Source organism: Staphylococcus xylosus (assembly GCF_002732165.1).
GTDB lineage: Bacteria > Bacillota > Bacilli > Staphylococcales > Staphylococcaceae > Staphylococcus > Staphylococcus xylosus.
In genome coordinates this window covers 21,087-44,495 of the sequence record NZ_MRZO01000010.1, presented here as the reverse complement: position 1 = coordinate 44,495, position 23,409 = coordinate 21,087, and the positions used below count along the sequence as shown (strand labels likewise).

The following is a 23,409-nucleotide window of genomic DNA, read 5'->3' as shown; positions in this document are numbered from 1 at the left end:
TTAGAACGATTTGGAATAGGAGTTATTAACTATGGAAATAAAACAATTAAAATATTTTATAGAAGTAGCTAAAAGAGAGCACTTGTCAGAAGCTGCACTTGAATTAGACATTGCACAATCTGCCATCAGTCGACAAATCACGCAACTCGAAAAAGAATTACAAGTTACATTATTTAAAAGAGAAGGACGTAATATTCACCTTACCGATGAAGGTAAGCATTTGTTTACAGAAGCGACTAAGATTATCGATCAACTTGATGAAACTATACGCTTATTTCACAATCAATCTGAGTCAAACCACTTCATCATTCGTATAGGTTATGTTGAAAGCTATATTTCTCAAGTACTAACTTTATTAATTCAAGCCTTTGAAAACAAAAGTGATTCAGTAGTTGAACCCATTCTAATGGAAGAAAGTGATATACTAAACGCTTTACTCACAGATCAAATCGATCTCGCTTTTACAGAGTTAACACATAATCTTAAACAAAACGCTTCATTAAAGATTAACCCTTTATTCGAAGAAAATTTTCATATCTATGTTCCAAAAGATGATCCCATTACCATGGCAACTAACCCGCCGTTAATACAATTTTCAAATAAAATGATTTACAAGCTCTATCCCTTGCCTCCAAACATCGAACAAACATTGAAAAAGGTAGTAGAAACACCAATACGTACAGTTACTCATACACAGCTCGCACAATATTTACTAAGTAAAGAACGAGGCTACATCATCGCACCCTCATACCACCTTCTAGACAAAAATCCACAAAAATGGGTCGATATTTCACTAGAACACACAGAGCTAAGACGTACGATTTGTAGTGTTGTTCGCCAAGATAATCGTAAAAACGATTTACAATTAATGCTTACAACTATAGAGCAATTATTAAGCCGTAGTGCGACTTATCATTAATACGAACTCAATACTACAGCCTATAAATCTTTGAATTCAACAAAACTGGGGCGTATAATCACATTGTCTAAAAATAGAGAGGATTGAGTCACCTTGAATTCAGCTAAAAAAATATTGAAACGCCCTTTTAATTGGGTTGTCTTTGCTTTTTGCATCATATTTTTAGGAGTTTTTATTTTCACTTTCATGAATGCTAAATTTTATGATATACCCATAGGTCAAATTACTAATATTGAAAATAAATCTACGTCCCAAATTACAGATGAACATCATAACAAAGATACGAAATATAAAGAACAGTTAACAATTAAGATACTTAACGGAAAATACGAAGGTAAAACGACCACCATTCATAATCAATACATTGAGTCACAAGCAGACAGTTTAGCATATTCAACTAATGACAAAGTTTTGCTACATATTGACGATAAGCTAAATAGTGCATATATCACTGAAAAGAAACGCGATAGCTTAATCGTCGTCATTACAGGTTTATTTCTATTAACTGTATTGCTAGTGGGTAGAAAAATCGGTCTACAATCGATTTTATCGTTAGTGATTAATACACTGGTCGTCGTCTTAGCCATTTACATTCATAACCAAAACCCTAACATCAGTTTATTCGGTTTAATGAGTATCGGTATTTTCATTTCAACGATATTAACTTTAATCTTGGTTACAGGATGGCAATGGAGAACACTGATTACAATCGTCAGTACGTTACTCGGTACATTCATCTGCGTCGGTATTACACAATTAGTTATACATTTTACTGATGGTTCAGGTATAAAGTTTGAAACAATGAGCTTTTTAACGTTGCCACCTAAAGAAGTATTCCTCGCTTCTGTATTAATTGGTACCTTAGGTGCTGTAATGGATGTCGCGATAACTATCGCAAGTGGTATGGCCGAAATTTTGCGCCGTACACCAGACATCAGTATGACGCGTTGGGCATTAGCTGGGCGCAATATCGGGCAAGATATCATGGGCACTATGACTAATATCTTACTCTTTTCATATCTATCAGGTAGCTTACCCATGCTACTGATATACTTAAAAAATGCTAATACTATTACATATACTATTTCTATGAATTGGTCACTTGAAATTTCCCGGGCAATCACAGGGGGTATTGGCATCGTACTAACAATTCCAATTACAATCTTATTAATGCAACTATGGTTTAGAATGAGAGGTGCTAACCAATGAGCGCAATTACAATTTTAGGTCTAATATTGCTGGTATTAATGCTTATCTTCGGTGGTAAAAAAGGACTCATCTCTTATATGACTCTGTTCTTGAACTTTGTCATCCTAGTAATCGCAATTGTCATCATTATATTTGGTGCACCGATTTATCTAGTCACTCTTATATTCTGTATTATTATCGCAGCTTGTAACTTATTTATGTTGAATAGTTATAACACTAAAACCAAAGCAGCATTTTATGCGACGATTTTAACTACAGTAATATTAATCTTGGCAATTTATTTTTCTGTTTCAATTGGTGATATACAAGGCTTTACGACAGAAGAACAAGACGAAACTTATATCTTTTCGATGAACATTGGAATCGACATGGTCAAATTCATGGTCTTTACAATTGTGTTGGCAGTCATTGCAGCCGTGATTGATTTGGCGATTACGATAAGTTCTCCAATATGCGAATTAAATGAAACCAATCCTGAATTAACTCAGAAAGAACTATTCCATTCTGGCATGCGTGTTGGTAGAGAGATATTAGCAACTTCAGCAAACACCATTTACTTAGCTTATTTCGGTGGTCAACTGACATTATTTTTCTGGTTCTTCAAACTTAATTATTCATTTGGCCACATAATTAATTCGAAAATTTTCGCCCAAGAATTTATTTCAATTCTTTTGGGTGGTATTGCTGTAGCCATTAGTATTCCAATTACAGCTTGGTTAACTGCCATCTTGATAAAAAGACAAAAAACATCAACCACACAAAACAACTAACAATCATAATTTGAACCTATCGCGATTAGAACATGTACTTGTATCTAGTCTCGATAGGTTTTTAATATATTCAATCTTTCAACTTGTATCTCACATCAAGTCTTATTCGCAAACATTAGACATTAAGAACGTCTATTCAATTTATTCAATTCACCACTAAAATATGCATTTTCCCCATGAACAACATAGTCTAGACCTTGTTCTTCTTCAACTTTATCCGCAGCAAGCTCGCTAAACAGCCCAATTACTTTTGCAATAATATATGTAACTAATCCACTAAATATAATTGTTACGATTACTGCCAATATTTGAACCATTACCGCTTGTATATTGCCACCAAACAGCAAACCATTTGAAACACCATCATTAACTTTTTGTGATTGGAATACGCCCGTTAATACCGCACCGATAACACCACCGATACCATGGATTCCAAATGCATCTAATGCATCATTATATTTTAATTTCACCTTGATATAATTAATCGCAAAATAGCAACATACGCCACCTATTAACGCAATTAATATAGCACTTGTATAATCAACAAACCCTGCTGCGGGTGTAATTGCTACTAAACCTGCTAGCATACCAGACAACATACCGATTAAACTCGTCGTCTTTTTCATCCAATATTCGATAATCGACCAACCTAACGATCCTGCACTCGCCGCTAACACAGTATTAATAAATGATGTCATTGCGATATGATCAAATGTTAACGCACTCCCTACATTAAACCCATACCAACCAATCCATACGAATATACCACCTATTAATGAAATAATAAGGTTATGTGGTGGTCGTTTATCAAAATTTTTCCCTGCACCTATCATCACCGCTAACACTAGTCCCGAAACACCAGAAGTGATATGTACTACTGTCCCGCCAGCATAATCTATCGCACCAAGTTGATCAATCCAACCGCCGCCCCACACCCAATGCGCTACAGGGCTATATACCAATATCACCCATAAAAACACAAAAATAAGATATGGTATAAACTTCATTTTTTCGGCAATTGAACCAGACAATATCGATACTGCAATTGTACAAAACATCATTTGGAATAACATAAATAACCCTAGTGGTACATGCGGTGAAATTTCCGATTGAGTATTAAATCCAACATGCTGTAATCCCAAATATGTAAAGTCGCCTAAGATTGCATTTCCAGAACCGAAACTCAAACTAAAACCAAGTATTACCCATGCAAACGTCACGACTACAATAGCAGACATACTTTGCATCACTGTGTTCAAAACATTTTTGGACTGTACCAACCCTCCATAAAATAGGCTCAATCCTGGTGTCATTAACCATACTAATAAAGTACAAAGAAATAAAAATAATGTATCATTCATATTCATACTGCTCACTCCTTTGTAGAAGATCATACCCCCTAACAAATTAGAGCGCAAAAATGCGTCATATAAAGTAACACACTGTGTTAAGTTATATGACGCACACATTTATTTTTTATAAATTACGTTTCAAAACATATACTGGACGCCCTTCTAATTGCGAGGTTCCTACGTTTTGATAGCAACATTGTTGGTATAATTTTTGAGCTATTTCATTATCGGTATTTACTGTCAAATAGATTTCATTAACATCAGGAAAATATTGTCTTAAATAGCTTGGCAGCGATTGAATGACTTGTTTGCCATAACCATAGCCTCGATAATTCGAATCAATGCTAAATGATCTGAAAAATATTGCACTTTTATTGTTTGCATAAGGCGCAACACCCTGCCCTTCATGCAATGTAAAGAAGCCAACGCATTCCTTGTCACCATTATATACCAAGGTTGGATGACGTTCTTCATCTTTAGTAGCAAGATCAATATTTTCTTCAGGAGTTTTTGTAAACTTTCTATCTTCTGCTGTGATATTGAACTGTTTTATATCTGAAATAAGCGCATCTTCATAAGGTACAATATTAATAGTTGCATATTGTTTTGGTTGTGCATCAATCCAAGTTAAAACTGCTGGCGCTATTTTGTGACGTTCTGATTTATGTATCCATTGCATATCTGTAATTTCCTGAGCTGGTACAATCGAATCCCAATTGATATTTACTGTAGTACAATAGCAGTTCAGCTCTGTTTGCATATTTTTCTGAGGATATGCTTCGCCGACGACCGTTTGAAGATAGACAAAAGAGGACTCTGGTAAATCAATTTGTAATTCTTCTTGTACTTCTCTTTTTAGCGCTTCTCTATGTGATTCATTCGCATCTATCTTACCACCAGCGAAATAATACTTTTCCCTATTTCTAGCTTGAACAAGTAATAAATAATCATTAGATTCAACTACTAAACAAACACATTTAATCATTTTTGCACCACTCCATCCCTATATATTAACAATCGCACTATTTTTATATGAGCATCGCTTATGTTATCATATTTCAATATTGTATACATCTTATATTTCAAACAACATTAGACACTAATATATCAATCGTAAGTTTATAAAGTGATATAATATTAAAATAAGATATACATTTTTAAATTGGAGGGTATAACAGAATGGCTAAGAAAACAAAAATCAATCGCATTTCAAATACAGTTAATTTTGTAGGCATTGCAGTAGAAGGTTTTAATTGGTATGCCTATCAGTCAAAAAACAAAAAACTAATATATGCTAGCATGGCAATTACAAGCGTGGGTGCAGTTTTAGATTTTTATACCGCTTTAAAATCACCACGTAAATTCGCAAAAATATTTTCGACTTTTACACTTGCAAGCACGCTAATCACAACAGCGAAGCGTGTTAAATCTATACGTAAAGAGAACGCATAATAGCACAGTACCCTTTCAACTAAGATATCATAACTTCAATCTCGCAAGTCGTATATCATTCTAATTTATGATAAAAACTCATATAAAAAGCTCGTATTACAGTACGAAATGTGTAACTGCAATACGAGCTTTTTGCTTTATTTAGTGAATATATTTATATGATTTAACTTGTGATGCTGGAATCGTTCTATAAGTAACTGTACCAGGCGCAGCAGAATAATTCATTTCAGATACGGTAATACTACCGTTCGAATTTACTGATTCTACAAAAGCAACGTGACCGTAATAACCTAAATCCGACTGCAAGATAGAACCTACTGTAGCATTATAATCTACAGTGTAACCATCAGCTGCAGCACCAGTGTCCCAATTATTGGCATTCCACCAATAAGTACTGATACCTTTACCAATTTGTGCACGCTTATTAAATACATGCCAAGTACATTGTCCCCAATCATATAGATTAGAATGGTTAAATACAGGTGTGTAATATCCCGATGACCCTGTAGAGCCCGTTGAACCAGAACCCCCGGTTGATGCACTACCTGATACTTTCAATTTTTGACCAGGATAAATATTAAAGTTTGTTAGACCATTTAAACTCATGATTTTTTGATATGTAGTGCCATATCTTGCAGCTATCGCTGATAATGAGTCGCCACTCTTAACTGTGTAAGTTGTTGTACTTCCACTACTTGTGTTTCCTGAAGTATTCGAACCCCCAGTTGATGCAGTACCTGACACTTTCAATTTTTGGCCAGGATAAATATTAAAATTCGACAAACCATTTAAGCTCATGATTTTTTGGTAAGTTGTTCCATATCTCGCAGCTATATCAGATAGTGTATCACCTGATTTCACTGTGTATGTCGTTCCAGTTGTTGTGTTTGAAGACGTGTTTGAACTTGATGTCCCTGACACCTTCAATGATTGGTTTGGAAAGATCACATTTGAACTTAAATTATTCAATGACTTTAATTTGTCCACTGAAGTATTAAATTTATTCGCTATTGACCACAATGAGTCACCACTCTTAACTTTATAAGTTGTAGCGGCATCCGCGTTAGTTGATGAAACTGCTGCTAAGGCGCTTGTGCCTATTACAGTAGCAATAATTTTTTTACGCACTTATGTAAACCTCCTACTATATATATCTATTACACTTCGTGTCTATACTCACTCTCTTATTATACATTGTAAAAACGTACATTAGTATATTATTTATATGACATTATGATTACAAACGAGCACGTAAAAATATAAAGACTGTAATATACAACTTATTTATGACCGTTCAAACGTTAATATATTTACATTATCAATACCAAAATAGTTATCTAATATCGCTAAATAATTATCATTTGTCACAGGTTGCTTCACTTTCCTACCACGGTCTGTAATAGTTAAATGGGAATTAGACAATGTTATACGACCATCATCAGTTGCTTTACTTACTATTAATTTTTTCACAAATATAGAATTAGGATTGTATTGATTATACTTTATACCCTCTTCAAAATCCGAAATATTTTTAGGTGCATCTATCGCTCGATATTGTATTTGCCATCCATCATCTTTATACTTACACATCTCAATCGTTTGTGTATCTATATAGGTAGCTCTGAAATACCCATTGATATCAGTAATGACTTCTTGGTAATTCGATAAAGGCATAGCCTCTTTAGGTACATCTGCGTATCCAACATCTACTAAATAGTTTTGTTGATTCACCTTTACCTTGAGCGCCATATGAGAACTTGCCATCGCCCAACCATCCCCCGTATTAATCGTTGCAGATATCATATCTACATTAAACCCTTTTTCAACTAAATAATTTTTGAAAAAACGATTTTGTTCATAACAAAAACCACCACGATGTTCTTGAATAATTTTGTAAAGCATAGAGTCATCATTTAATGCTATGTCTTGCTTATTTTGGACGTTTATATTTTCAAAAGGAACATGCGAAACATATTGATGAATATAATGATTTAATGATAATAAATCATTTCGATTATATTTTTCTGTATCAATTTCTAAATAATTCTCTAATTGACTAAAATCTGTCATCTCAATTCCTCCTCAGATATACTTTTCAACAGTACGCATACATTTTAATCTAAGAACATTATTTAAAACAATTTTTTAGATTTTCAAAAAATGGCTTAATTCGTGATTTTTACAATAGTAAATACAGGGTATAACAGTATACACAGGTCATGATAAGTTTGACATTAATCCGATATACCGATAATGTGTACTTTCGATACTTTTTAAATAACATCAGAAATCAACATAACTGTATACGTTCTTAAGTTTTTTATTATCAACGCATAACTAACTATTGAAAATTCTGATTTTTCTAACATTATAAAATAACATATCTAGGAGGTAATCATTTGGCTAAAGATCAAGAACAACAAACAAATCAACAAGATTTACGTATACGAAGTAAAGTAATTAGTGAAGGTGTCAGTAGAACGCCAAATCGCGCTTATTTACGAGCGCTCGGTTTCGAGGACGAAGATTTTCAAAAACCTATGATTGGGGTTGCAAGTACTTGGAGTGAAGTTACACCATGTAATATGCATATTGATGGTCTAGCACGTGCATCTAAACAAGGCATCAGTGAAGCAGGTGGTTCTCCTTTAATTTTCAATACTATTACAGTTTCAGACGGTATATCAATGGGGACAGACGGTATGCGCTTTTCATTACCAAGTCGTGAAATAATTGCAGATTCCATAGAAACAGTTGTTAGTACCGAAAACCTTGATGGCGTTGTGGCTATAGGTGGCTGTGATAAGAACATGCCTGGTTGTATGATTGGAATCGCTCGTTTGAATTTACCTGCCGTATTCGTTTATGGTGGGACGATTTTACCCGGAAAATTAGATGGCAAAGATTTAGATGCCGTATCTGCATTTGAAGGCGTAGGACAGTATAATAATGGAGAAATCGATAAAGAGGCTTTACATAAAGTAGAGTGTTCTGCATGTCCAGGTGCTGGCGCTTGTGGTGGTATGTTTACAGCTAACACGATGTCATCAGCAATTGAAGCAATGGGTATGAGTTTACCAGGTAGTGCTTCACATCCTGCTGTTTCTACGAATAAAGCAAAAGATAGCAGGGCAGCAGGAAAAGCAGTTTATAAATTATTAGAAAAAGGTATTTATCCAAAAGACATCATGACTAAAGAAGCCTTTGAAAACGCAATTACTGTTGTAATGGCATTAGGTGGTTCAACAAATGCTATTTTACACCTACTTGCGATTGCACATACCATCGAAGTAGATTTAACACTAGATGATTTTGAGAGAATCCGTAAGCGTGTACCTCATATTGCCGATCTGAGACCAAGTGGTAAGTATGTAATGGCACACCTTGACGAAGTAGGTGGTATTCCTGCTGTGATGAAACTTCTTCATGACAAAGGATTAATCCATGGTGATTGCTTAACTGTAACAGGTCATACAGTAGCTGAGAATTTAGTTGACCAACCAGACCTAACTGATAATAAAGAAATTATAAATTTCGAAGAACCTAAACACGCAACTGGTCCCCTTGTTATTTTAAAAGGTAACTTAGCTCCTGAAGGGGCTGTAGCTAAAATCTCTGGTCTTAGCGTTACTTATATCAAAGGCCCTGCACGCGTCTTTGATTCAGAAGCGAAAGCCACTAAAGCTATACTAAATGATGAAATCAAACCTGGAGATGTCGTAGTTATTCGCTATGCAGGACCTAAAGGCGCACCAGGTATGCCTGAAATGTTGTCTGCATCCTCTATCCTTGTAGGAAAAGGGCTAGGAGAATCAGTAGCATTACTTACAGATGGTAGATTTTCTGGTGGTTCACATGGACTAGTTATAGGTCATGCTGCACCAGAATCTCAAGTCGGTGGACCGATGGCACTCTTAGAAGAAAACGATACAATTACCATTGATGCAGAAAAACTTGAAATTAGTTTCGACGTTTCCGAAGAAGAGCTTGAACGTCGCTATCAAAATTGGGAAGTTCCACCTCTAAAAGCAACAAAAGGAACACTCGCTAAGTATGCTAAACTTGTGTCTTCAGCATCAAAAGGCGCAATTACTGACTAAAAGCAATCATAATAAAGAGCAAAAAGCCTTATTACACAGTATTTTCCAATACATTGTAATAAGGCTTTTTTATATAAAGTGCATTTATTCACAAAAATACACTTTAGAATTCACAATTGTTTATTTAATTTATTTTTTAGTCATTAACGAATGATTTTTCGCAACTTAGGGAATACCGAACAAAATTGAACGCAATTGTATTATATTAAACTTAACAAAACAAAGCGAGGTGAGATACATGAGCTTTATCATTGATATCATCAAAAAAATCGTTGGTTTATTCAAAGGTGAATAATTTCTAGAAATTATTCGAGGCCGAGACATTCAATTGTCTCGGTCTCTTTTATTATTTTCTTTCTTCTTGATTATATATGATTTGTCTGTTTTCATACATTTCTCCATTCACATTTTAATATTCCCATTTTTATGCCATCAAAATATTGTCCATTTACACTTCTTGCTTACCTTATCCTTGCTTCTTCTCGCATACCTACTTTTTGAGCAAGCTTGATTATTCTTTCATTACCTGACCACGTAGATATACCTAATCTATGAACAAAATCTTTTTTAAATAAGTAATCAATCCATAATTGAAATACCTCTGTTCCTATTCCACTTTCCCAATAATCACTATTGTAAATAACGATACCTATTTCTAACCAATTGGTATTTTTATCTATCCAATATGAACCAACAGTACCTATGAAGTTATTATCTACCATAATCGCTAAAGTACTTTCTACATTTGGATAGATATAACGATTTACTTCTAATTCTTTAGTAAATGATACCTTATCTATTGCTGGCTCCTTAATATATGGCGCATTCCATTTTTTCGCCTTTTTCTCAAGATCTTCATACTTTCAATAATACCAATCATCTATAATCTTTCCATTAAGCGGTTCTAAAGTTCCTTTTAAAAATTGTATCACTCTACCCCTCCTAACTATTATGAGTTAGTATACTCTAATCTATGTAATGCATAAAAATAAAAAAGGAACCAGGCCTAAATCAATAATTACAAATTGATTTTAATGCCTCGTTCCTCTTGATTATAGTAATTGGTAAAATCATGTTATACCATTATTTTACTCTTTAAAAAAATAACGCTTTAATCACACGAAATAATGAACCTAATAAATCAAATAAATCTCCAGTCATAATCATTACCTCCCTTATTATAATTCAATTTTTATTTAAGCATCAAATTGCTCGTTACGAACTAAATCTTCTGCTAAATTGTGCCAAAACTGTTGTAACTCCTCAGTAGGATGATTTGAGTCAGTAGAATCTTGACCAACAAAATCTACATGGTCCCAACCGTGTTTAATTGGAGTCACTTGCCATACACCTTTTTTCACTTCGTCCGTAGCTTCTATAAAGGCTTGATTAAATGGATGTTGTGATGAAATAGTAGAGACTAAGCCGTCATTTTCACGCCATTCTTTTTCTGCAGCTTTGCCAATTACATTACCCGTTACAGTAAATGGTAGGAACAAATTAACATCGGATTTTTGATTGCCAAACAAAGTAGGTCTTGTTGATTCTCCAGTGTATGTTTTATAGACAATGTTAGGGTTTAACGATGTGTTTTTATTTAATTTAGCAGCACCTTCCCTAGTCAAATCATAAAATCCGTTGTCTTCTGTTTTCCATAATCCGCTATTTTGAACGCGTTGTACGTATTGAGCGTACGTTTCTCCTTCTCTCTGTTTAAGACCCCACTGGCCAAAACCAAAATCTACTTTTGAGTTTTTATTACCTTTGAATTTGGCGTAATCAAATGCTAATTGTCTAACTATCGCCTCATTACCTAATGCATCTGCAGCATGTGTACCATTATGAGGCGTACCAATAGTAGTAATTGAATTCACCATATTATCGTTATTGCCTTGGAATAGTGGAGAAATCTCACCGCCATGTTCTTTTTGATATTCTATTTCTTCTTGATTACCGTTACGCAATAATTCTTCAAGTTGTCTCACTGTTTGTCCACCCATACTATGAGCCACTAAGTGAACTTTTTTACCTGGTTGCCAATCTTTATATACACCTTCATATGTTTTACCATAACGTTCATGACCGTACTTCTCAGCATGGGCTGCACCATAATCTACCGTGCCACCCTTAATATAGTAATAAAGCTCAACGGCACGATCGTAGTTACTACTTAATGCACCAACGCTCGCTTCGTATGTTTCATAACCATTACTTTCTAAATCTTGGCGGATATTCAATTTATCTCCACCCCAATAATGAGCTAATACCGCTGGATTAATATCATCAGTAAAGCCATTGAAACCATGCACTAAAATGATAGGATCTTGGTTTTTATACTGTCCTTGTTTTGCAGCTTTATTAGGTTGTTCATTCGCTTTTTCTACATTTTGTTGCGTTTGGTTCTTCGGCGTTGCTACAGCATTTTCTTTCAACGTATTTAATGCTTTGTCAGGATTACTGTCATCATCTTGTTCAGAATCGTGGTTTGCAGTTTGATTCGGTAATTTATCGAAAGATGTGCTCTCTTTTATATTATTATCATTTTTAACACGCTCATTTAATGCGGGCTGACTGTTTTCTAGCATTTTATTTTGATTAGCATCTTTATGATCTACATGATTTTCTTGTTCTTTATCTGTTGCGTTATATTCCGGATCTACTTCTGACTGATCTTGTTCTTTCGCTTTATCTGTTGCGTTATATTCCGGATCTACTTCTGACTGGTCTTGCTCTTTATCTTTATCTTTTGCGTTATATTCTGGATCTACTTCTGACTGATCTTGTTCTTTCGCTTTATCTTTTGCGTTATATTCTGGATCTACTTCTGACTGATCTTGTTCTTTCGCTTTATCTTTTGCGTTATATTCTGGATCTACTTCTGACTGGTCTTGTTCTTTCGCTTTATCTTTTGCATTATATTCTGGATCTACTTCTGACTGATCTTGTTCTTTCGCTTTATCTTTTGCATTATATTCTGGATCTACTTCTGCTTGGTCTTGCTCTTTATCTTTATCTGCTTCATTAAATTCCGGATCTACTTTATCTGTTGAGTCGTTAACTTTAGTATTCGTATCTTGTTGATCTTTATGTAAGCTAGTATGAGTTGCTTGATTGTCTTTTTCATCATTCACTTGTGTTTTATCATCATTAACCGGTGTATTTGTATTGTCATTCACTAAATTTTGATGTTCATCATCTCCCAAATGATTCCCACTTTGTACTTGTGTGTCCACTTCACTTTGATTATTTTCTTCAGCAGCTTTTACAGTCTCTACATTCAAAAATAATAACGAGCCAATTAAAATTGAAGAAGCGCCGACAGCAAATTTACGTATACTATACTTATTTCGTTTATTCTCCATATACAACACCTCTAAATTTTCTTGATTTTTAAAACACAATTTAACTAAAAGGAAAAACTAGATGAAAAAGTTAATGATAAAACGCGGTAATAGTTCAAAAAATTTACCTATAAAAGCTTTCATACCACTCACCCCTTCCCAAAGAAAGCGCTTACATTCATTGAGAAAAATTTTATTTATCAAAAGAATTTTCAGTAAATTATTAAAAAATATCTATAATTAACAACTAAAAACTTTCAATAAATAATTTAATTAGATTCTACTAAAAAAACTACTTCTAGTCAATAACCGATTACAACTAAATTACGCACAATTAAAAAATTCTCGCAGCGTTTAGCAACGAGAATTTTTAATGCTATATAAGTTGCACTATGAATATCAACACGATAACTACTGGTAAAATAAATTTAATTAAGTAGTACCATGGCATAAATAATTTAAATCTATCTTTTCCAAAATGTATTTTTAAGTCATTTTTATCTAATAATTGACCAACTACAAGCGTAGTTCCTAAAGCACCTAATGGCATTAAAATATTTGATACTAAAAAGTCCATATTATCAAATATTGTTCCAGCACCAAATTGAATACCACTTAAGCTACTAAATGATAAAGTGGCCGGTATACTAATAATAAATACTAAAATACTTGCATACATTGCTATAGACTTACGTTTTGAATTATCATTTTTAGTGAAGTTCGATACATTTAACTCAAGTAATGAAATCGATGATGTCAGTGCAGCAAATAAAAATAGAATTAAAAAGATAAAATAAAAACCTTGTCCATAAGCCATTTGATCAAATACTTGTGGTAATACTTTAAATAATAACCCAGGTCCTTCAGTTGGACTATATCCAAAAGCTGCAATAGCAGGAAATATTGCTAAACCTGCTAAAATAGATACCAAAATATTCATTCCTACGATTGAAACGGCAGATGTCTTAATCGTCATTTCTTTTGAAGCATAACTCGCATAAGTAATCATTCCAGTTGTACCTAGGGATAAGGTGAAAAATGACTGACCTAGCGCGAATAACACACCTTCCATAGAAATATCTGCTAACCTAGGTTGTAAGATATATTTCAAACCTTCCAATGAGCCTTCTAAAGAAAGTGATTTAACCACGATGACAATTAGAAATACAAATAATAGTGGCATCATAAATTTAGAAGCTTTTTCTAACCCTTTTTCTACTCCCATCATTACAATAACCATAGTTAATAAGATAAAAATACCTTGTCCCATTATCGTTAACCATGGGTTCCCTATAATTGATTCAAACTTTATACTTCCTAATGTACTATCACTAAAAGTTACTATTTGGAAAGCAACATTTAAGATATAGATAATAATCCAACCACCTATAACACTGTAAAAACCAAATAATATAAATACTGCTAAGTTACCATTCCATCCAATAATATTCAGCCATTTTTTCTTAGTTAATTTTTCATAAATTTTAGTCGTATATGTTTTCCCCATTTTTCCGACTGTAAATTCCATCATAAGTAACGGCAAACCAACGAATATGGTAAACACTAAAAACATTAGTAAAAATGCGCCGCCGCCGTATATCCCAGCCATATACGGAAACTTCCACATGGCACCTAACCCTATTGCGGAACCAGCACTTGCTAAAATAAATCCTGTTGAGGATTTCCACTGTGATTGTTTATTCATAATTCTACATCCTTTATATTTTACAAAACTTTATTGCGTTAAAGCGTTTGAGTGACATAGCATCTACTATACCATTTTTCCGCCTTTGGCTCAATATGTATTTTCAGCGATCAAAGCAAAAAACTTGTTACTACAACCATTAATTAACTTAAAAATTTTCGAATATTTCATGACTTTTCCTACATGCAATACTTTAAATATTAAAAATTATCTGACATTTCATTGAATATACCGTTTTTTTATGTTAAAGTAGCATGTGTTTTGTGCAAGATAATCTCCTTGAAATTGAGGTATATAAAATGAATAAACTTATTCTAATTTCTGGTCTAATGTTATTCTCATTTTTCTTTGGCGCCGGAAATTTAATATTTCCACCTATGTTAGGTTACACAGCTCAAGAAAATATGTGGATTTCAATGACTGGATTTGCTATTACCGGTATATTACTACCTTACTTAACAGTTATTGTAGTTGCCTATATGAACGGTGGCGTAGAGAGCATCGGTAACAGAGTCCATCCGATATTCGGTACGGTCTTTGCAATCTGTATTTATTTATCAATCGGTGCATTATACGGTATTCCTCGTGCTGCTAACGTTGCCTACGAAATTGGAACAAATCATATATTACCCGTACATAACCATTTCACTTTAATTATATTTTCATTAATATTTTTCTTCATTGTTTATATTATTGCTTTATATCCAAGCCGTATTATAGATAATTTAGGTAAATACTTAACACCAATTTTAATAATTATTATCGCAATTTTATGTATATTGGTAATTATTAATCCAGAGGGTTCTATTGGGCAAGCGAGTGGTGAATATGCTCAAACACCATTAGTATCAGGTATTCTACAAGGATACTTTACGATGGATTTAGTAGCTGCCCTAGCATTTTCGGTAGTAATCGTCCAAATGTTTAAATTAAATGGTATTGATAATCAAAAGACACTCGTCAAGCACGTGATTAAAGCAGGTTTAATATCAGCGATTTTGCTGCTCGTTATTTATTTTGCACTTGCTTACGTCGGAGCTACAACAAGTCATTCTGGATTTAAAGATGGTACAGGTATTTTAACGTTCAATTCTTTACGTGTATTTGGATCTATTGGTAATTTATTATTCGGTATCATCGTGATTTTAGCATGTTTAACTACATGTATTGGGTTAGTCAACGCCTGTGCCGCATTTGCTATGAAGAAATTACCAAAAGTATCTTATAAAAAATTCGTATTGGTATTCTCTTTACTTGGTTTTATAGTTTCAACGCTAGGTTTAGAGCTTATTTTAAAAATCGCTGTTCCATTGTTAACGTTTATTTATCCAACATCAATTGTATTAGTGCTTATTTCTTTAGTTAGCATTTTCATTCCATTTGAAATGAGATTTGCTTTTATCTTACCGACTATCGTTACACTAGTTATCTCAGTATTACAAATACTCAATGACTTCAACTTGGTTAAATCACTTAATGCGTTATATCAAAAATTACCATTAGCAGATATTCAATTAAGTTGGTTACTTCCATTTATAATTTTACTTGTTGTCGGTTTAATTATTGATCTTTTAAAAAGAAATACTGAAAAGCCATCATAATTTTGAAAGCTTTTAACCGTTAAAAATACCAGATGTTAAGTAAACGAGGAATTGTATAACATGAGTAACAGTATTTAGACTTTTTTAATACTTGTGTTATAACTGAAAAATTAAAGTGAGCGAAGATATGAAATCATGTTATTGAATTCATATCTTCGCTCACTATTTTTATATGTTATTTGAGGATAATATCTATTGAATTTGTTACGATAGTTAGTAAGCAATTAAAGCAATATTCCATATAAATAAAAAGAATGGAGTTTTAATATGAATGAATTTAACGATTTTTTAGAGTCTATTGATAATGCATCTCACAAAGAGAAAATGGAAGCCATTTTCATGTGGATTTCAGAAACATTTCCAAACCTTGAAACTACAGTAAAATGGAATCAACCAATGTACACAGATCACGGTACTTTTATCATTGCGTTTAGTAAATCAAAAGCACATTTCTCAGTAGCACCTGAACCAAAGGCATTAGCTGAATTCACTCAAAAAGTAAAAGACGCTGGTTACTCACAGACAACTAATTTATTTCGCATAAAATGGGACCAAGATATCGACTACGTGTTATTAAAAGAAATTATCCAATACAACATCGATGATAAGGCTGATTGCGCAACATTTTGGCGAACGTAACCCAAATATTTTTGGCATAAAAAAAGAGCGCCCCTGACTTCATGAAATGGGCTCTCTTTTTACTTTAGTACAAAAGTTTTATACCTCTTGCTTACTGAGGCTATTTTTTATTTTCTGGTGTTTGACTATTGTCGTCATTACGCTTATCTTTGATTTGATTTGGATCATCTTCAATAGCTACTCCGTCGTTCATCATTTCGCTTTGTTCTAAAGACGTATCTTCATTTGTTTTTTCGTTTTGCTCAAAGGCATATGTTTTCTTTTGATTTGAAACATTTTCAAGCATCTTAGTTAAATTAAACCCAGTCATTTGGTTTAAACCTTCTTCGGCATTGGCCATTTGGGCAATAATACTATTTGATATTGAATTGATACCTTCACCATTTCCACCATCTAAAATACGAATATTTTCAACATTTGATAATGGTTCAGCCAATGCTCTAGCAAATTCAGGCATTGTTTTAATCATCAATTCAGCCAACATAACATCTTTATTCTCAGCAAGTGCATTCGCTCTTTCTCTTAAACCGTCAGCTTTAGCTTTCTCTTGTTCTCTAATAACTTCCGCTTCTGCTTTACCTTCTTTGAGTCGCGCTTCATAAGCGGCTTCAGCTTGCTTAATCTTAATTGCTGCATCTGTTTCTGATTGTTGACGACGCACGTCATCTTTTTGACGTTGAATATGTACATCATTCTCACGTTCCATCTGTATCAAATGTAACTCATTTTCTTTTTCGCTACGTTGAACGTTTAATTGTTTTTCTTTGATTTCTAAAGCTCTAGATTCTTTTTCTAACTGCCCTGAAGCTTCTGCTTGAGCTTGTGCTTTATTTGTTTCACTTAAAATGGCTTGTTCTTTTAAATCTTTTTCTCTACGTGAATCTGCAACATTCATTTGACGAGATATTTTTTCTTTCTCAGTTAATTCAGTATTCTCAGCAATCTTCATTTCAGTTTCGCGAGAGGCATCACTTTCCGCAATGTCAGCCTTTTTCTTAATTTTAGCAATTTCAGGTTTACCTAAATTTTCTAGGTAGCCTTCGTTATCACTAATATCCGATAACCCTAATGACGTAATAGTAAAACCCATATTGTTGAGTTGTTCTTGAGCAACTTCAGTTACTTTATTATTAAACGCTTCTCTGTCTGAATTGATTTCCTCTACTGTCATTTTAGATAATATCGCTCGTAAGTTGGTGTTTAACACTTGTGATATTTCTTCAGATACTTCATCTTTCGATTTACCTAAGAATTGTTCAGCATATTTAACAATACCTTGTAATTGATCCGCAACTTTAACTGTAGCAACTGCTTCAGCTTCTATGCCAACACCAGCTTTAGTCCAAACAACAGGTGTTTTAATTTCTAGTTGAAAAGATTTCAATGATATACGTGTTGATGATTGGAACATTTTCATTCTATAACCGCCACCACGCACCACTCTCATATGACGTCCTTCATCATCTTGATAAACATTAGATTCAGTTTTTGGATTACCAATGTTTGGTCCAGTAATAATTAAAGCCTCGTTGGATGGTACCGTTTTAAATCTTGCTTTCATATAAAGATACCAAACTAAACTACCAAATAGTATCAGACCTATGATAGTAGCAATACCGATTAATACTAATAGATTCATGTTACTCGTCTCCTAATTTTTTATATTTCGATAAATTCTATGTAAGAACTCCATATATTACTTTATTATAAATATAAGTATAAGTATATATTTATAATAAATAATCTTTAAATCCATTCAAAAATCATCTGATTTTTATTTAATTACATATTAATATCAAAACAATAAAAATGAGTTTGAGATATTTCACATTTTAATCTTCAACATAGTATTCGCATTCGTTTGGAATTCATAATCAACTTTTACTTCTTCTATTTTATAACCTAACTCAGACAAATACTTTATTATATCGTCTAGCTTCTCATAACGTTCGCCTTTCAAATTAACAATTGGAAAAACACGTATTTCTTTTTTAGTTACTCTTAACATTTCATTTATAGTTTGTTTATGAAAATGATAATCAAAGTGATCAGCATACATAAATAAAAAATGCGCAGATAATAAAACATCAAATTCATTATTTTTGTATGGTATTTTGGGTAATGAGGCTACTTTGTATGATTCAGGATAATATTTCATATCATAAATACAATCTGTTAATGCTTGCATTCTATACCTCTCCAAGTGGTTTATATTTTCAAAATAACTCCAACGATAATTTGATTTTGATAATTGCATCTTCTCAATTGCGTGCTTTAAATCATCTTTCCCCTTATTGTATAATTCTGCAACACTAAAAGCATATGCAATATCACAAGACTCTATATTCAAACCTTTTTTTCTTCCTATTGCTGTAAATGAACATGCACCAGCAGGGCAATCTAATATTTTTCTACCTTCTAAATCTGCCAAGTTTAAATCAAACATACGCAAATACTCTTCAAATGTTCGACCAATAAAAATAACTCGCTCAATTTCTAGTTCAGCACTTTTTAGTTCTTCATTCATTTATATTCCCCCTTGCAACTGTTATACATAAAATTTCATCATCTATAACGTCCATTTAATTAAGGTAGATGCATAAGCTAAACCACCTCCAAATCCAACTAGTAATACTAAATCACCTTTTTTAAGTTTTTGCTCTTTGACCGCTAGATCGATGGCCAATGGAATTGTGGCAGAGGACGTATTACCATAGTATTGAAGGCTTTTTAATGCTTTGTCCCTTTCTATACCAGATCTATCACATATAGATTCAATCATTCTAGCGTTCGCACTATGTGGTACAAACCAATCTAAATCTGCTTTCGTATAATTGGCTTTACTCAAAGTCTGCTCAATAATTCTCGGTACATTACCTACTGCCCATTTGTATACACCGCGCCCATTTTGAACAATAAATCCTGGATTTTCTAACGCTTCGTCAAACATTGTTCCCGATAATTCCGAGCAATATAAATTATGGCCTTTTTTGCCATCTGATCCGGCATCACTTGCTATAAAACTCGTTTCACCTTCATTGTATTCTACTAAAAATGCACCTGCCCCATCTCCGAACAATATGCATGTGCCTCGATCTTTGTAGTCTGTAATCTTAGATAAGGTTTCTGCTCCTATAACTAGAACTTTCTTATTTTGACCTGAAGTTATGAGACCATTTGCAATATTAAGACCATAAGTAAAACCAGCACAAGCCGCATTAATATCTATTGCACCTGCATTTTCTAACTCTAATTTAGCTTGTACATAAGATGCGACACTTGGCGTTTTATAATCAGCTGTTAATGTTGCATTAACAATCATATCAACATCACTTAAATCGACTTGATATTTCTCTTGTAAATCCAACACTGCTTTATAACTAATATCGCTTGTATATTCATCTTCTTTTGAAATTCTTCTCTCTACAATTCCAGTTCTTTGTTGTATCCATTCATCTGACGTATCTACTATATTTTCAAAATCATGATTATCCATTATCTTTTCTGGAACATATGAACCTTGTGCAGTAATTTTGGCAAATGACTTCATCTAATTATTCCCCTTTGACTATTATAATTATTTAATTTTAGATTTTTATATTATTCATGCTACTATTTTCACGAATAGATTTAAATGATATTTTTAAATATATGTGTAATAATTCAAATAAAAATATCATCAAATAACTTGCTTGATATTGCACTCTCAGGTTTATTGTTGAATTACATTTAAAGGAGGTTTTGTAAAATGGGAAAATTTAATAGTTTAAATGACAAAGTAGTAGTAATTGCAGGCGGCGCAAAAAATCTGGGTGGATTATTAAGCAAGACTTATGCTGAACATGGAGCCAAATTAGTAATTCATCATCATGATGAACATTCTTTGAATGAAGCTCAAGAGACACTTGCCAAAGTTGAAGCACTGGGTGGTCAAGGTACTTTATTTTCTGGTGATCTAACCCAAGTGAAGAATGTTGAATCCTTATTCCAGCACGCTCAAAATACTTTTGGAAAAATCGATATTGCCATTAACACAGTAGGAAAAGTGCTGAAAAAGCCTATGGCCGATACGACAGAAGAAGAATTTGATAACATGGCAGATATTAACGCAAAATCAGCTTATTTCTTTATAAAATACGCTGAAAAAGCTATGAATGACAACGGTAAAATCATCACGCTGACAACTGCTTTACTCGCCGCTTATACAGGTTTTTACGCTACGTATGCAGGAGGAAAATCACCCGTAGAACATTATACACGTGCAGCCTCCAAAGAATACATGGATAGAGGTATTTCTGTTAATGCTGTTGCTCCTGGGCCAATGGATACACCTTTCTTCTATCCACAAGAAAGTGAAGAAGCGGTTGCTTTTCACAAATCACAAGCGCTTCACAACCAATTGACAAATATTGAAGACATTGCACCCATTATTACTTTCTTAACTACTGATGGTTGGTGGATTAATGGACAAACATTATTCGCAAATGGCGGATACACTACACGTTAATGTAAATAAAAAATTTAGGAGGTTATTAAATTATGTATTACTTTGTAGCTATATTGAAAGATAATGAAACAGAAATACAAATCATTTCAGAAGAAAGCATTATAGACGACAAGCGCGTTACAATTCCTAACGAAAATTACGTGAATGCTTTGGCAGAAGAAATCATAGAATTATCTCATCAAAACCAGTTATATCATAACGATATTAAACGCATCGGTTTATGTACCAATGAATATAAAGTAGTCGGATATGACACGACAGAAGCATTACAAAAAGATTTAGCATCCACATTTGGTTTTGAAGCTATAATCGACAATAACTATGAACATCTATTAGCAAAACTTATTAAATAGTACAAAGATTTAACTTCAAATGAAACGTTCTATAAAATAACTACAAAACGGAACATTCACAAGCACTTTAGTATATCTAAATTCGCATGCTTTATGTTCCTCAGTTATATCTTTTAAAAAGGCAGAAATATGTACTTAATGCTTGAGTTGTACTACCTACCTGCCTTTCTATTTTAGGAGGAAAATATATGCAAGTTAAAAAAGCAGCTGAACAATTAGACATGAGTGAACACACGCTTCGCTATTATGATAAGGCAGGACTGTTCCCATTTGTTTCAAGAAATCAAAACGGTTATAGAGATTTTTCAGAAGAAGATTTATATTGGATTGAATTTATAAAATGTATGAGACAGACACATATGCCTGTCTCAAAGTTAAAGGAAATTGCTGAATTGTATCATCAAGGAAGCGCTACAAAACAAAAGCGCAAGCAAATATTTTTAGATCATCAACAAAATTTAATAGAACAAAAAAGAATTATTGATGAAGGCCTGCAAACATTGGCAGAGAAGTTCAAAATATTAGAAAGTGAATAAACTCAAGCATAGAAGGAGCTATATATTATAGTGCTATGTTTTAACAAAAATTATTGAATTGCAACTATCTTCTTACGTTAGTTAATGTTGGATTATATTATTAATAGTCTTCAAAAAATGCAATAATATCTTGTTCAACTTCAATATGACCTTCACCATGTGTCATCAAATGCTTAGACATCTTATACCCTCGAACTTCTTTATGTTCATGTTGAATTTGATTATAGATATAGTCGGCGCTCGTTTTATATGACACATCATCCCGTTCACCATACTTAATAGCAATCGGAGCCGTGATACGGTCTAAATTTGACATAACATTTTCAACTAATAATTGAAATTTTTGGAGTTCTGGGCCATAGTTATGAATTTGTTTTAACTGAGTATCAATTTCTACTTGATCTAGACCTAGCAAGTGCCCTATACGTTGACCATAATCTTCAAGCCTTCCTCCTAGTCCAGCATCACTCTTTCTGTATGGTGTTGACATGACAGCTATAGCATTAATGTCATGCTGCTCTGCCAATTTCAATGATAATATACCACCTAATGATACCCCACAGACATTTATTTTTGAATAACCTTTATCTTGTAAAAATTGATAACCCTCAATCGCATCATTCAACCAGTCATCTACATCATAATCCATCAATGTGTCTAACATCAGACCATGACCTTTATATGGTGGCACATAACATGTAAAACCAGCTTTGTTTAATTTTGTGGCTAATAACTTTACATCTCGAACCGTTCCTGTAAATGAATGTAGTAATAATATAGCTTTTTCTGCTTTATGCTGTTCCAAAAATATTGGATTTGGTGCCTTTATGTTTATCATCTATTGTCACTCCAAGTTTTAGTTTCCTACTGTATTGTAATTGAAATTTACTCATCTCTCAAAGTAATCCGTTTAAGCACCTATATT

Annotated in this window: 21 protein-coding genes; 10 read left to right on the top strand and 11 right to left on the bottom strand. The window is 33.3% G+C overall.

The features are described from left to right. The first annotated feature begins 31 nt into the window (after positions 1-31). The 3 genes from gltC (at position 32) to BTM19_RS12085 (ending at position 2,898) form a co-directional block, all read left to right on the top strand. Entirely contained in the window at positions 32-919 is an 888-nt protein-coding gene (gene gltC / locus BTM19_RS12095; protein WP_029376837.1) for a glutamate biosynthesis transcriptional regulator GltC, read from the top strand. Between the two features lie 93 nt (positions 920-1,012). Then, entirely contained in the window at positions 1,013-2,128 is a 1,116-nt protein-coding gene (locus BTM19_RS12090) for a YibE/F family protein (RefSeq protein ID WP_038679651.1), read from the top strand. Beyond that, entirely contained in the window at positions 2,125-2,898 is a 774-nt protein-coding gene (locus tag BTM19_RS12085) for a YibE/F family protein (protein WP_029376839.1), read from the top strand. Before BTM19_RS12090 ends, BTM19_RS12085 begins: the two co-directional genes overlap by 4 nt. 122 nt (positions 2,899-3,020) lie before the next feature. Here the strand turns inward: BTM19_RS12085 and BTM19_RS12080 are convergent, their stop codons facing one another. Together BTM19_RS12080 and BTM19_RS12075 are read right to left on the bottom strand one after the other, a co-directional pair. Beyond that, positions 3,021-4,265: an ammonium transporter gene (locus BTM19_RS12080; RefSeq protein ID WP_029376840.1), complete on the bottom strand. Its 1,245-nt coding sequence runs from the start codon at positions 4,263-4,265 to the stop codon at positions 3,021-3,023. 109 nt (positions 4,266-4,374) lie between these two features. Then, positions 4,375-5,235 (bottom strand): GNAT family N-acetyltransferase, encoded by an 861-nt coding sequence (locus BTM19_RS12075; protein WP_029376841.1) that lies wholly within the window; start codon positions 5,233-5,235, stop codon positions 4,375-4,377. A gap of 194 nt (positions 5,236-5,429) precedes the next feature. On the opposite strand from BTM19_RS12075, the gene BTM19_RS12070 reads away from it, so the two are divergent. Further along, positions 5,430-5,702, top strand: a complete 273-nt coding sequence (locus BTM19_RS12070; RefSeq protein WP_029376842.1) for a hypothetical protein — start codon at positions 5,430-5,432, stop codon at positions 5,700-5,702. 141 nt (positions 5,703-5,843) lie between these two features. Here BTM19_RS12070 and BTM19_RS12065 read toward each other — a convergent pair whose 3' ends face one another. Together BTM19_RS12065 and BTM19_RS12060 are read right to left on the bottom strand one after the other, a co-directional pair. After that, entirely contained in the window at positions 5,844-6,830 is a 987-nt protein-coding gene (locus tag BTM19_RS12065; protein ID WP_029376843.1) for a LysM peptidoglycan-binding domain-containing protein, read from the bottom strand. Positions 6,831-6,986: 156 nt separating this feature from the next. Beyond that, on the bottom strand, positions 6,987-7,772 hold the full coding sequence (locus BTM19_RS12060) for an arylamine N-acetyltransferase family protein (RefSeq protein ID WP_038679644.1): 786 nt from the start codon (positions 7,770-7,772) through the stop codon (positions 6,987-6,989). Between the two features lie 329 nt (positions 7,773-8,101). Here BTM19_RS12060 and ilvD point away from each other — a divergent pair, with 329 nt between their 5' ends. Continuing rightward, positions 8,102-9,802: a dihydroxy-acid dehydratase gene (gene ilvD / locus BTM19_RS12055; protein ID WP_099265870.1), complete on the top strand. Its 1,701-nt coding sequence runs from the start codon at positions 8,102-8,104 to the stop codon at positions 9,800-9,802. A 461-nt stretch (positions 9,803-10,263) separates the two neighbouring features. Here the strand turns inward: ilvD and BTM19_RS13185 are convergent, their stop codons facing one another. The 3 genes from BTM19_RS13185 to BTM19_RS12040 all read right to left on the bottom strand — a co-directional run bounded on the left by BTM19_RS13185 (position 10,264) and on the right by BTM19_RS12040 (position 14,851). Further along, a complete protein-coding gene (locus BTM19_RS13185; RefSeq protein ID WP_326011162.1) occupies positions 10,264-10,557 on the bottom strand; it encodes a GNAT family N-acetyltransferase in 294 nt (97 codons plus the stop codon). Between the two features lie 441 nt (positions 10,558-10,998). After that, on the bottom strand, positions 10,999-13,164 hold the full coding sequence (gene lip, locus BTM19_RS12045) for a YSIRK-targeted triacylglycerol lipase (RefSeq protein ID WP_099265869.1): 2,166 nt from the start codon (positions 13,162-13,164) through the stop codon (positions 10,999-11,001). 355 nt (positions 13,165-13,519) lie between these two features. After that, on the bottom strand, positions 13,520-14,851 hold the full coding sequence (locus tag BTM19_RS12040) for a sodium-dependent transporter (RefSeq protein ID WP_172606480.1): 1,332 nt from the start codon (positions 14,849-14,851) through the stop codon (positions 13,520-13,522). A gap of 296 nt (positions 14,852-15,147) precedes the next feature. Between BTM19_RS12040 and brnQ the strand changes: the two genes are divergently transcribed. Together brnQ and BTM19_RS12030 are read left to right on the top strand one after the other, a co-directional pair. Next, positions 15,148-16,449, top strand: a complete 1,302-nt coding sequence (gene brnQ, locus BTM19_RS12035; RefSeq protein WP_029376847.1) for a branched-chain amino acid transport system II carrier protein — start codon at positions 15,148-15,150, stop codon at positions 16,447-16,449. Between the two features lie 267 nt (positions 16,450-16,716). Continuing rightward, entirely contained in the window at positions 16,717-17,088 is a 372-nt protein-coding gene (locus BTM19_RS12030) for an iron chaperone (protein ID WP_038679638.1), read from the top strand. A gap of 100 nt (positions 17,089-17,188) precedes the next feature. Here the strand turns inward: BTM19_RS12030 and BTM19_RS12025 are convergent, their stop codons facing one another. From BTM19_RS12025 to BTM19_RS12015, 3 genes are all read right to left on the bottom strand, one after another. Continuing rightward, entirely contained in the window at positions 17,189-18,727 is a 1,539-nt protein-coding gene (locus BTM19_RS12025; RefSeq protein ID WP_058625666.1) for a flotillin family protein, read from the bottom strand. 186 nt (positions 18,728-18,913) lie between these two features. Beyond that, positions 18,914-19,615: a class I SAM-dependent methyltransferase gene (locus BTM19_RS12020; RefSeq protein WP_038679634.1), complete on the bottom strand. Its 702-nt coding sequence runs from the start codon at positions 19,613-19,615 to the stop codon at positions 18,914-18,916. Between the two features lie 42 nt (positions 19,616-19,657). Further along, positions 19,658-20,638, bottom strand: coding sequence for a ketoacyl-ACP synthase III (locus BTM19_RS12015; protein ID WP_038679632.1), 981 nt, complete (start codon positions 20,636-20,638; stop codon positions 19,658-19,660). Between the two features lie 198 nt (positions 20,639-20,836). On the opposite strand from BTM19_RS12015, the gene BTM19_RS12010 reads away from it, so the two are divergent. The 3 genes from BTM19_RS12010 to BTM19_RS12000 all read left to right on the top strand — a co-directional run bounded on the left by BTM19_RS12010 (position 20,837) and on the right by BTM19_RS12000 (position 22,484). Then, positions 20,837-21,595, top strand: a complete 759-nt coding sequence (locus BTM19_RS12010; protein WP_029376852.1) for an SDR family oxidoreductase — start codon at positions 20,837-20,839, stop codon at positions 21,593-21,595. A gap of 32 nt (positions 21,596-21,627) precedes the next feature. After that, the gene (locus BTM19_RS12005; RefSeq protein WP_029376853.1) at positions 21,628-21,948 is read left to right on the top strand and encodes a hypothetical protein; all 321 of its coding nucleotides are present in this window, start codon (positions 21,628-21,630) and stop codon (positions 21,946-21,948) included. A 188-nt stretch (positions 21,949-22,136) separates the two neighbouring features. Beyond that, positions 22,137-22,484: a MerR family transcriptional regulator gene (locus BTM19_RS12000; protein ID WP_029376854.1), complete on the top strand. Its 348-nt coding sequence runs from the start codon at positions 22,137-22,139 to the stop codon at positions 22,482-22,484. A gap of 100 nt (positions 22,485-22,584) precedes the next feature. On the opposite strand, the gene BTM19_RS11995 is transcribed toward BTM19_RS12000, so the two are convergent. After that, positions 22,585-23,322 carry an alpha/beta hydrolase gene (locus BTM19_RS11995; protein WP_029376855.1) on the bottom strand — a complete coding sequence of 246 codons (738 nt, stop codon included), beginning with the start codon at positions 23,320-23,322 and terminating at the stop codon, positions 22,585-22,587. Between the last annotated feature and the right edge of the window lie 87 nt (positions 23,323-23,409).

What these genes read in the sequence shown, in the direction of transcription:
- gltC (WP_029376837.1), top strand. Translation starts at nt 32, where the DNA reads ATGGAAATAAAACAATTAAAATATTTTATAGAAGTAGCTAAAAGAGAG.
- BTM19_RS12085 (WP_029376839.1), top strand. Translation starts at nt 2,125, where the DNA reads ATGAGCGCAATTACAATTTTAGGTCTAATATTGCTGGTATTAATGCTT.
- BTM19_RS12080 (WP_029376840.1), bottom strand. Translation starts at nt 4,265, where the DNA reads ATGAATATGAATGATACATTATTTTTATTTCTTTGTACTTTATTAGTA.
- BTM19_RS12075 (WP_029376841.1), bottom strand. Translation starts at nt 5,235, where the DNA reads ATGATTAAATGTGTTTGTTTAGTAGTTGAATCTAATGATTATTTATTA.
- BTM19_RS12070 (WP_029376842.1), top strand. Translation starts at nt 5,430, where the DNA reads ATGGCTAAGAAAACAAAAATCAATCGCATTTCAAATACAGTTAATTTT.
- BTM19_RS12060 (WP_038679644.1), bottom strand. Translation starts at nt 7,772, where the DNA reads ATGACAGATTTTAGTCAATTAGAGAATTATTTAGAAATTGATACAGAA.
- lip (WP_099265869.1), bottom strand. Translation starts at nt 13,164, where the DNA reads ATGGAGAATAAACGAAATAAGTATAGTATACGTAAATTTGCTGTCGGC.
- brnQ (WP_029376847.1), top strand. Translation starts at nt 15,148, where the DNA reads ATGAATAAACTTATTCTAATTTCTGGTCTAATGTTATTCTCATTTTTC.
- BTM19_RS12030 (WP_038679638.1), top strand. Translation starts at nt 16,717, where the DNA reads ATGAATGAATTTAACGATTTTTTAGAGTCTATTGATAATGCATCTCAC.
- BTM19_RS12025 (WP_058625666.1), bottom strand. Translation starts at nt 18,727, where the DNA reads ATGAATCTATTAGTATTAATCGGTATTGCTACTATCATAGGTCTGATA.
- BTM19_RS12020 (WP_038679634.1), bottom strand. Translation starts at nt 19,615, where the DNA reads ATGAATGAAGAACTAAAAAGTGCTGAACTAGAAATTGAGCGAGTTATT.
- BTM19_RS12015 (WP_038679632.1), bottom strand. Translation starts at nt 20,638, where the DNA reads ATGAAGTCATTTGCCAAAATTACTGCACAAGGTTCATATGTTCCAGAA.
- BTM19_RS12010 (WP_029376852.1), top strand. Translation starts at nt 20,837, where the DNA reads ATGGGAAAATTTAATAGTTTAAATGACAAAGTAGTAGTAATTGCAGGC.
- BTM19_RS12005 (WP_029376853.1), top strand. Translation starts at nt 21,628, where the DNA reads ATGTATTACTTTGTAGCTATATTGAAAGATAATGAAACAGAAATACAA.
- BTM19_RS12000 (WP_029376854.1), top strand. Translation starts at nt 22,137, where the DNA reads ATGCAAGTTAAAAAAGCAGCTGAACAATTAGACATGAGTGAACACACG.
- BTM19_RS11995 (WP_029376855.1), bottom strand. Translation starts at nt 23,322, where the DNA reads ATGATAAACATAAAGGCACCAAATCCAATATTTTTGGAACAGCATAAA.